This is a genomic window from Streptomyces sp. NPDC002838 (assembly GCF_040295365.1).
Classification (GTDB): domain Bacteria; phylum Actinomycetota; class Actinomycetes; order Streptomycetales; family Streptomycetaceae; genus Streptomyces.
In genome coordinates this window covers 22,781-32,147 of sequence record NZ_JBEOVF010000083.1, presented here as the reverse complement: position 1 = coordinate 32,147, position 9,367 = coordinate 22,781, and the positions used below count along the sequence as shown (strand labels likewise).

The 9,367-nt window shown below is 71.4% G+C and carries 9 protein-coding genes; all 9 read right to left on the bottom strand.

Annotated features, from left to right (window positions below; genetic code table 11):
- Positions 1-199: 199 nt before the first annotated feature.
- Positions 200-634, bottom strand: a complete 435-nt coding sequence (gene nusB / locus ABT063_RS48245) for a transcription antitermination factor NusB (protein WP_095754440.1) — start codon at positions 632-634, stop codon at positions 200-202.
- Between the two features lie 2 nt (positions 635-636).
- Positions 637-1,203, bottom strand: coding sequence for an elongation factor P (gene efp, locus ABT063_RS48240; RefSeq protein WP_351067897.1), 567 nt, complete (start codon positions 1,201-1,203; stop codon positions 637-639).
- A 58-nt stretch (positions 1,204-1,261) separates the two neighbouring features.
- Positions 1,262-2,365 carry an aminopeptidase P family protein gene (locus tag ABT063_RS48235; RefSeq protein ID WP_351067894.1) on the bottom strand — a complete coding sequence of 368 codons (1,104 nt, stop codon included), beginning with the start codon at positions 2,363-2,365 and terminating at the stop codon, positions 1,262-1,264.
- A gap of 198 nt (positions 2,366-2,563) precedes the next feature.
- Entirely contained in the window at positions 2,564-3,436 is an 873-nt protein-coding gene (locus ABT063_RS48230; RefSeq protein ID WP_351067891.1) for a Pro-rich N-terminal domain-containing protein, read from the bottom strand.
- Positions 3,437-3,629: 193 nt separating this feature from the next.
- Complete coding sequence (gene aroB / locus ABT063_RS48225; RefSeq protein ID WP_351067889.1) at positions 3,630-4,721, bottom strand: 3-dehydroquinate synthase; 1,092 nt, start codon at positions 4,719-4,721, stop codon at positions 3,630-3,632.
- Positions 4,718-5,200 (bottom strand): shikimate kinase, encoded by a 483-nt coding sequence (locus tag ABT063_RS48220; RefSeq protein ID WP_351067903.1) that lies wholly within the window; start codon positions 5,198-5,200, stop codon positions 4,718-4,720. The genes aroB and ABT063_RS48220 overlap by 4 nt, the downstream gene beginning before the upstream one ends.
- 32 nt (positions 5,201-5,232) lie before the next feature.
- Positions 5,233-6,417 (bottom strand): chorismate synthase, encoded by a 1,185-nt coding sequence (aroC, locus tag ABT063_RS48215; RefSeq protein WP_351067887.1) that lies wholly within the window; start codon positions 6,415-6,417, stop codon positions 5,233-5,235.
- 175 nt (positions 6,418-6,592) lie between these two features.
- The gene (locus tag ABT063_RS48210) at positions 6,593-7,051 is read right to left on the bottom strand and encodes a (2Fe-2S)-binding protein (RefSeq protein WP_351067884.1); all 459 of its coding nucleotides are present in this window, start codon (positions 7,049-7,051) and stop codon (positions 6,593-6,595) included.
- Between the two features lie 22 nt (positions 7,052-7,073).
- Complete coding sequence (locus ABT063_RS48205) at positions 7,074-9,281, bottom strand: xanthine dehydrogenase family protein molybdopterin-binding subunit (protein WP_351067881.1); 2,208 nt, start codon at positions 9,279-9,281, stop codon at positions 7,074-7,076.
- Positions 9,282-9,367 lie beyond the last annotated feature (86 nt).

The following is a 9,367-nucleotide window of genomic DNA, read 5'->3' as shown; positions in this document are numbered from 1 at the left end:
GGGGGGGGTCCCCCCCCTAGTGGCGCTCCCCCCCCACCACCCACCCTCACAACCGGCCCGGGGGGGGGGCCTAAACTCCCCTGTCGGGCCCCCCCCGGCGGCTTTCTGCGGCCTTCGAGGACCTCGGAGGTACAGGAACGCCCAAGGGCCCGCGGCGGCCTCGCTGCGGGCCCTCAGGCGTTTTAGCCTCTTGCGCCTCTTACGCCTCGTCCCGGCGCAGTGAGGGCTTCAAGTCCTTGAGCCGGCCGAGCAGGCCGTTGACGAACGAGGGCGACTCGTCCGTGGAGAACTCCTTCGCCAGCTGCACCATCTCGTCGAGCACGACGGCGTCCGGCGTCTCGTCCGCCCAGATCAGCTCGTAGGCGCCCAGGCGCAGGATGTTGCGGTCGACGACCGGCATCCGGTCGAGCGTCCAGCCGACCGAGTACTGCGCGAGCAGCTCGTCGATGCGCTTCGCGTATGCGGCGTAGCCCTCGACCAGCTGCATCGTGTACTCGCTCACCGGCGGCTGCCGGGTGTCGGTCCGGGAGAGCCGGATCCAGTCCGCGAGGACTGTCAGGACGTCGGCGCCGCGCTGGTCGCCCTCGAAGAGGATCTGGAAGGCGCGCTTGCGGGCCGTGTTGCGGGCAGCCACAGTTAGCTGTTCACCCGGCCGAGGTAGTCGCTCGTACGGGTGTCGACCTTGATCTTCTCACCGGTGGTGATGAAGAGCGGGACCTGGATCTGGTGGCCGGTCTCCAGGGTGGCGGGCTTGGTGCCGCCGGTGGAGCGGTCGCCCTGGACGCCCGGCTCGGTCTCCTGGACGGTCAGCTCGACGGCGGCCGGCAGCTCGACGAAGAGCACCTCGCCCTCGTGCTGCGCGACCGTGGCCGTGAAGCCCTCCACGAGGAAGTTGGCGGCGTCGCCGACGGCCTTGCGGTCGACCATGAGCTGGTCGTACGTCTCCATGTCCATGAAGACGAAGTACTCGCCGTCCATGTAGGAGAACTGCATGTCGCGCTTGTCGACGGTGGCCGTTTCGACCTTGACGCCGGCGTTGAAGGTCTTGTCGACGACCTTGCCGGAGAGCACGTTCTTGAGCTTGGTGCGCACGAAGGCCGGGCCCTTGCCGGGCTTGACGTGCTGGAACTCGACAACGGACCAGAGCTGGCCGCTGTCGAGCTTGAGCACCATGCCGTTCTTGAGGTCGTTCGTGGAAGCCACGGTTGCGGAATCTCCTGGACTGACGTGGACGACCCCGGGGCCGGCGCACAGCTCGAAGCTAGAGCGCGAGCAGCTCCTTGGTCGTGATGGTGAGTAGCTCGGGTCCGCCGTCCGCCTCGGGGCGGACGACGAGCGTGTCATCGATCCGGACACCGCCCCGGCCCGGGAGGTGGACCCCCGGTTCGACGGTGACCGGCACGCAAGCGTCCAGTTTACCCATGGCCGCGGGAGCCAACTGCGGGTCCTCGTCGATTTCGAGTCCCACCCCGTGCCCCGTCAGGGCCGGAAGGTGCTCCGCGTATCCCGCGGAGTCCAGCACCTGGCGTGCGGCACGGTCCACGTCGCGGTAGGCGGCGCCGGGTGCCAGGCTCTCCCGGCCGGCGCGCTGAGCGGCGAAGACGAGGTCGTACAGCTCGATCTGCCAGTCCGCGGGAGACGTACCGATGACGAAGGTACGGCCGATCTCGCACCGGTAGCCGCGGTAGGTCGCGCCGAGGCAGACGGAGAGGAAATCGCCCTCCTCGACCCGGCGGTCGGTGGGCCGGTGTCCGCGTCGGCCCGCGTTCGGGCCGGTGGCGACGGAGGTCGCGAAGGCGGGGCCGTCGGCGCCGTGGTCGACGAGGCGGCGCTCAAGTTCGAGGGCGAGGTGGCGTTCGGTGCGGCCGACGAGAATGGATTCGAGCAGCTCGCCCAGCGCCTGGTCGGCGATCTCGGCGCCGATCCTGAGGCAGGAGATCTCCTCCTCGTCCTTCACCACCCTCAGCTGCTCGACCGCGCCGCCCAGGTCGGCCAGGCGCAGCCGGGGCACGACGGATCCGATGGCCCGGTGCCGGGCGACCGTGAGGTGGTGCTCCTCGATCGCGAGGGAGTCGCCGCCCTGCGCTGCCGCGAGGTCGGCCGCGGCGACCGCAGGGTCGCCGCCGGGCCTGGGCAGGCTCTGCACGCGCAGTGCCTCGTCGGGCCGGCCTTCCGCGGGGTCGTCCGGCGGGCCGGGGCACAGCAGCAGGTCCTCGGTACTGCCGAGCAGCAGGACGGCGCCGTGCGGGGCGGCGCCCGCGAGGTAGCGGACGTTGGCGGGACGGGAGACGAGCGCGGCCGCGCTGCCGCTGGCTTTGCAGCGTTCCCGTAGGCGGGTTCGGCGAGCTGCGTACACCTCTGACATGAGCCGAGCGTATGAGCTCCGCAGGGTCGGCGCCGGTTGAGAGGGCCGAGTGGGCGGGCGCCGTTCGGGGGACCAGCGGTTGTTTGCCGACTGCGGGCCGTGGGGGCTGGTCGCGCCCCCGCGGCGGAGCCGCATATCGATACAGGCCCTAGGTGGGCTTGGCTCAGCTCCGTTGGTACGTCCCCTTGATGGCATCCCCTACCACTGCGGTGGGCTCGCTATCGAGCGTGCCAGTACGTCGTCCAGCACCTGGGCCGTCTGCGGTACGTCCAGCTGGGAGTTGTCGATGATCGGGAGGCCGGAGCCGTACCAGCCGGCCATGCGGCCGTGGATGCGGGCGACCTCCTCGTCGGTGAGGCGGCGGTTGCCCGTGCGTTCGGCGTTGCGCTCCAGGACGATCTCCAGGCCGGGGAGGAGGACGACCGGCAGGAGGCCGGGGCCGACGTGGCGCTTCCAGCCGCCGAGACCGACGACCGGGCGGTCGGGGAAGACGGCGTCGTCGAGGATGCACGAGATGCCGTTGGCCAGGAAGTTGCGCGCGGCGAAGCCGCAGGTGCGGCGGGCGAGGCGGTACTGCGCCTCGGAATGGTCGTTCCACCCGGACTGGGGGTCGGCGAAGCCCGAGCGGACCCATTCACGTACGTCGTCCAGGCTGATGTGCGCGGTGGGGACCCGGCGATGGTCTGCCCAGTACTTGGCGACGCTCGTCTTGCCCGCGCCCGCGGGGCCGATGAGCAGGACCGCGAGGGTGGTGGCCGCCGGGTCGGGGGCGGTCGTGGCGGGCGGTGCGCTGGGCATGGCGACGGGGCCGCCGGGCGGCAGCGGCACATGGCCCGTGGTGTCCGGCGCCGACGGCACCGGGGGGTGCTGCGGCGTGGGCGGCACGGGGGCCGAGGGCGCTCCGGTGAAGCCCGGGGCGGGCGACGGCGGAGGGGGCGGCACGGGGGCGGGACCCTGGTGTGCGCCCGGGGGGTGCGGACCCGGGTGGTGTGCGGCCGGCGACCAGCCGGTGACCGGTCCGTGCCCCGGCTGATGGGGCGGCGGCAGCGGAGAACCCACTGCGTGCTGCATCCGGTGCCACTCCGTCTCGTTCTTCTGGGCTCGGTTCGTCTCCGGGGCGCTGACAGCGGGGTGCACCCGTTGCTACCGAACGGTACCGCCCCTGGTCGTCGTTTGGTGCAACGGCCGGGGGCGGTCCGAAGTGCCCTGTGGCACAAGGCGAATCGGGAGCGAGGCGAATCGCGCGGAAGGTGTACTTGAGGCCTTACTCGCCCACTTCGCCGTACGCGGCGAGGAGCACGGCCGGGTCGGGGCCCTCCAGGACGGTGGGCTTGGCCAGGCCGTCCAGGACGATGAAGCGCAGCAGGTCGCCGCGGGACTTCTTGTCGACCTTCATGGTCTCCAGCAGCTTGGGCCACTGGTCGTAGCGGTAGTGCAGAGGCAGACCCACCGACTCCAGGACCGTACGGTGGCGGTCGGCGGTGGCGTCGTCCAACCTGCCCGCCAGGCGGCCGAGTTCGGCGGCGAAGTGCATGCCGACGGAGACCGCCGCGCCATGGCGCCACTTGTAGCGCTCGTTCTTCTCGATGGCGTGAGCGAGGGTGTGGCCGTAATTGAGGATTTCCCTGAGACCGGACTCCTTCAGGTCGGACGAGACGACCTCGGCCTTGACCTTGATGGAGCGCTCGATGAGCTCGGCGGTGTGCGGGCCGGCCGGCGTGCGGGCGGCCTCGGGGTCGGCCTCGATGAGCTCCAGGATCCTGGGGTCGGCGATGAAGCCGGCCTTGATGATCTCGGCGAGCCCGGAGACGTAGTCGTTGACCGAGAGGGAGTCCAGGGCGGCCAGGTCGCACAGCACGCCGGCCGGCGGGTGGAAGGAGCCGACGAGGTTCTTGCCCTCCGCGGTGTTGATGCCGGTCTTGCCGCCGACGGCCGCGTCCACCATGGCGAGCACGGTGGTGGGGACGGCGATCCAGCGCACCCCGCGCAGCCAGGTCGCGGCGACGAACCCGGCGAGGTCGGTGGTCGCGCCGCCACCGACGCCGACGATGACGTCGGAGCGGGTGAAGCCGGAGGTGCCCAGCGCCTTCCAGCAGTAGGCGGCGACCTCGGCGGTCTTGGCCTCCTCCGCGTTCGGCACCTGGATGGCGACGGCCTCGAAGCCCTGCTCGGCCAGGTCGGCGCGGAGCGCGTCGCCGGTCTCCGCCAGCGCCTCGGGGTGGATCACGGCGACCCGCTTGACCCTGTCACCGATCAACCCACCGAGCTCGCCCAGGAGTTGACGGCCCACCAGGACCTCGTACGGCTCGCTGCCCGCGGTGCCGCCGACCTGGATCCGCGTCACTGCCTCGCTCATGCTTCTTTCAACTCCAGTGCGTCAAGGGCGGCTTGGGTCACTTCTTCAGGTGTACGGCCATCGGTGGCCACGACGGCCGTGGCGACCTCCTCGTACAGGTGCCGCCGCGCTTCCATCAGCTCCCGCCACTGCTTGCGCGGGTTGACCGCCAGCAGCGGCCGGGCCACGTTCAGGCCGGTGCGCTTGACCGCCTCGTCGACCTCCATCGACAGGTAGACGACCCGCTGCCCGGCGAGCAGCGCCCGCGTGTCCGCGTCGAGGATCGCGCCGCCGCCCAGCGCCAGGACACCGTGATGCTCGGCGAGCGCCTGCTGCACGGCCCGCTTCTCGATCGCGCGGAAGGCGGGCTCGCCCTCGTCGACGAAGATCTCGGCGATGGTCCGCCCCTGCTCGGCGACGATGTCCTCGTCGGTGTCCCGGTAACCGACCCCGAGCCGCTCGGCCAGCAGCCGCCCGACGGTGGACTTGCCGACGCCCATCGGGCCGACCAGCACGATCGCAGGCACTGCGCTCACCGGATCGCCAGGTTCTCGAGGTACGACCGGACGTTTCGGCGGGTCTCGGGCACCGAGTCGCCACCGAACTTCTCCGCCACCGCGTCCGCCAGCACCAACGCGACCATCGCCTCGGCCACGATCCCGGCCGCGGGCACCGCGCACACGTCCGAGCGCTGGTGGTGGGCCTGCGTGGCCTCACCGGTGACCACGTCCACGGTCTGCAACGCCCGCGGCACGGTCGCGATCGGCTTCATCGCCGCCCGCACCCGCAGCAGCTCACCGGTGGTCAGGCCGCCCTCCGTGCCGCCGGAGCGGCCGGTGGCCCGCCGGATGCCCTCGTCGGTGGTGACGATCTCGTCGTGCGCCTTGGAGCCCGGCACCCGCGCCAGGTCGAAGCCGTCACCGACCTCGACCCCCTTGATCGCCTGGATGCCCATCAGCGCGGCCGCCAGCCGGGCGTCCAGCCGCCGGTCCCAGTGGACATGCGAGCCCAGCCCCACCGGCACCCCGTACGACAGCACCTCCACCACACCGCCGAGGGTGTCGCCGTCCTTGTGGGCCTGGTCGATCTCCGCGACCATCGCCTTCGACGCGTCCGCGTCCAGACAGCGCACCGGGTCCGCGTCCAGCCTCTCCACGTCCGCAGGCTTGGGGTAGACGCCGTACGGCGCCTTGGCGCCCGCCAGCTCCACCACATGGGAGACGATCTCGATACCGGCCGTCTCCTTCAGGTACGACCGGGCCACCGCGCCCAGCGCCACCCGGGCCGCCGTCTCCCGCGCGGAGGCGCGCTCCAGGATCGGCCTGGCCTCGTCGAAGCCGTACTTCTGCATGCCCGCCAGGTCGGCGTGCCCGGGACGCGGACGGGTCAGCGGCGCGTTGCGCGCCAGGCCGGCCAGCACCTCCGGGTCGATCGGGTCGGCCGCCATGACCTGCTCCCACTTCGGCCACTCGGTGTTGCCCACCATGACCGCGACCGGAGAGCCGAGGGTCAGGCCGTGCCGCACACCGCCGATGAAGGTGACCTCGTCGCGCTCGAACTTCATGCGCGCACCGCGTCCATAGCCGAGCCGACGCCGGGCCAGGTGGTCCGCCACCATCTCGGTGGTGATCGGCACGCCGGCGGGAAGGCCCTCCAGCGTCGCCACGAGTGCGGGACCGTGGGACTCCCCCGCGGTCAGCCAGCGCAACCTGCTCAACGGTGCTCCTCCATGCTCGCGCCCCGGTACTGCCCTGCGTACGCGCGTCCTCGCGTACGGCGACGGCGCAACCGAGTGCGCGGCCCCGGTCCGCCACCTCCGATCCTCCCACGTCCGGTGCCGTACCCGGCCGCGGGTCCATCAGACGGACGCTGGGGCGAGGAGCCTCGCCGCGTCATCCCATCCGCGCCGCCGCGCTCTTGATCGCCTCGCGGATGCGGAAGTACGTGCCGCAGCGGCAGACGTTGGCGATCTCGTCGATGTCGGCGTCGGTGGGGTCGCTGGTGCGCTTGAGGAGGGCGACGGCGGCCATGATCTGCCCGGGCTGGCAGTAGCCGCACTGGGCGACGTCCTGTTCCAGCCAGGCCTCCTGGACGGGGTGCAGCCGGTCGCCGTCGGCGAGCCCCTCGATGGTGGTGACCTCACGGCCCGCGGCCTCGGAGACCGGAACCGAACAAGGCCGGATGGCCTCGCCGTCGAGGTGGCTGGTGCAGGCCTTGCAGACGTCGATGCCGCAGCCGTACTTCGGGCCGCGGACGCCGAGCAGGTCGCGCAGGGCCCACAGCAGGGGCAGGTCGTCGGGGGCGTCGACGGTGACGGTCTTCCCGTTGACGGTGAAGGTGTGGGAGGGCACGTACGGACTCCTTGCGGGATGCTCAGCGAGGGAAGGGCGTGAAGTCCACGTCGAAGGTGACGGGGAAGCTGCGCGGCTTGGTGCCGGTGGCCCGGGCGTAGGCGTTGGCGACGGCTCCGACGGCTGCCGGGACGCCGAGTTCACCCGCGCCGCCGGGTTCGTCGCCGCCCTCGATGACGAAGATCTTCACGTCCTTCGGGGAGTCCTTCTGGCGGGCGTAGTGGAACTGCGAGTAGCTGCCCTCCAGCGGGAGTCCCTTGTCGATGTGGAGCCCGGCGCGCAGGGTGGTGGAGATCGCGTCCGTCAGGCCGCCGAGCAGCTGCGCCTCCAGGCCGCGCGGGTTGATCACCCGGCCCACGTCAGCGGCGATGACCGCCTTCGTCACGCGGGGCTTCTTCGGATCGGTGGCGTCGATCTCCACCAGGCAGGCCGTGCAGGACTTGTACTCCTCGTGGAAGCCGACGCCCTGGGCCCAGCCGTCGGGCAGGCTCCGGCCCCACTCGCCCTCCTCGGCGACCTTGTCGAGGACGGCCCGCTGCCGGCCGGTCTTCAGGAACGCGCGCCGGAAGGCCACCGGGTCCTTGCCGAGCTTCGCCGCCAGTTCGTCGACGATGATCTCCTCGGCGCCGCGTGTGTTGCCCGAGTACACCGAACGCCACGACCCGGTGTGCATCTTGAGCGGCACCTCGGTGAGCGTCTGTGTGGTGACGCCGAAGTTGTAGGGGGACTTCACCGTGGTCAGGAACAGAGTCTGCGCGAAGCTCGCGTTGCCGAGCCCGGTGGGCAGACCGGCCGCGGCGGCGGTGATCGCGTCGCCGAGGCCGTGCCGGAAGTCGGTCTCCACGGCCGCCACCTGGTGCTGGAAGGTGAGCACCTGACCGGCCACATAGGTGGCACGGATCCGGTGGTGGGTGGCGGGCCGCATCCGGCCGTGCCGCGTGTCGTCGATCCGCGACCACATCAGGCGGATGGGACGGCTGGTCTTCTTGGACACGACGGCGGCCTCCAGGGCCGCGTCGTAGAACAGCCGGCGTCCGAAGGAACCGCCCGACTGCACCACGTGGACCCTGACCTTGGAGACCGGCAGCCCGATGGCCTTGGCTATCGCCGCCTGCGCGATGATCGGCGACTTCAGTCCCGACCAGATCTCGGCGCGGTCGGCACGTACGTCGGCGACGGCGGAGTTGGTCTCCATCGGGGCGTGGCTGGCGAAGGCGAAGTCGAACTCGCCCTCCACCTTCTTCACCAGAGCCCCGAGGACGTCCAGCGACGGGGTCGCCGCCTTCAGCTTCGCCCGGACGCCGTCGTCGGACAGCCCGTCCACGGTCCCCGGACCCCAGGTGACGTCCAGGGCGTTCTTGGCGTCCAGGGCCTGCCCGAACGTCTCGGCGACCACGGCCACGCCGGTGTCGATGGTGACCATGTCCAGCACGCCCGGCATGGCCCGTACGGCGGCCTCGTTGTTCACCGACTTCACCGTGCCGTTGACGGTCGGCGGCCGGCGCACCATGCACGGTTTGGCGCCCGGGACGTCGAGGTCGAGCGTGTACTCGTGCTGGCCGGTGACCAGGGCACGGGCGTCGATGCGCGAGGTGGGGGTGCCGACGAGGGTGTGGTCCGACTCCTTCTTGGGCGTGACGGTCAGGGCGCCCAGGTCGAGGGAGGCGGCGGCAGCCGACAGGGAGCCGTACGAGGCGGTACGGCCATCGGGCGCGACCACGACACCCTGACGTACCGTCAGGTCGCCTGCGTCGAGTTCCCATCGCCTGGCGGCCGCGCCGACCATACGGGCGCGAGCGGCGGCCGCGGTGTGCCGCACCGGGTCGTACAGGGACCGGACGGAGTTGGAGCTGCCGGTCAGCTGGTTGAACAGCAGCTCGGGCCGGGCGTCCTCCAACTGGACACGGACGCGGTCGAGCGGGGTGTCCAGTTCCTCCGCGACCAGCATGGCGACCGCGGTGGTGAGCCCCTGGCCGACCTCCTCCCTGGGCAGCCTGAAGTGGGCGATGCCCTCCTCGTCTACGCTGAGCACCAGCATGGACGCGGTGGGTTTCCCGGCCAGGATCAGCAGATCACCGAGGTCGAGCAGATCGGCCGGGGCCGGCGGGGTGGGTATCGCCCCCTCGGCGTCTCCGGGGGCGAAGGTGTCCAGACCGATCTTGGTCGCGACGGCGAGCGTGGGCGCGGCCACCAGATAGGTGAGAAACCGGCGCCGGCTGTGACGTGGCATGGCAGCTCCGTTCGGCGACCCGCCGACGTTGCCGGGCCGTCCGGAGATCATGACCAGGAGTTACCACTCGGTAAAGGGGCTTCACA

What these genes read in the sequence shown, in the direction of transcription:
- ABT063_RS48235 (WP_351067894.1), bottom strand. Translation starts at nt 2,365, where the DNA reads ATGTCAGAGGTGTACGCAGCTCGCCGAACCCGCCTACGGGAACGCTGC.
- ABT063_RS48230 (WP_351067891.1), bottom strand. Translation starts at nt 3,436, where the DNA reads ATGCAGCACGCAGTGGGTTCTCCGCTGCCGCCGCCCCATCAGCCGGGG.
- aroB (WP_351067889.1), bottom strand. Translation starts at nt 4,721, where the DNA reads ATGAGCGAGGCAGTGACGCGGATCCAGGTCGGCGGCACCGCGGGCAGC.
- ABT063_RS48220 (WP_351067903.1), bottom strand. Translation starts at nt 5,200, where the DNA reads ATGGGCGTCGGCAAGTCCACCGTCGGGCGGCTGCTGGCCGAGCGGCTC.
- ABT063_RS48205 (WP_351067881.1), bottom strand. Translation starts at nt 9,281, where the DNA reads ATGCCACGTCACAGCCGGCGCCGGTTTCTCACCTATCTGGTGGCCGCG.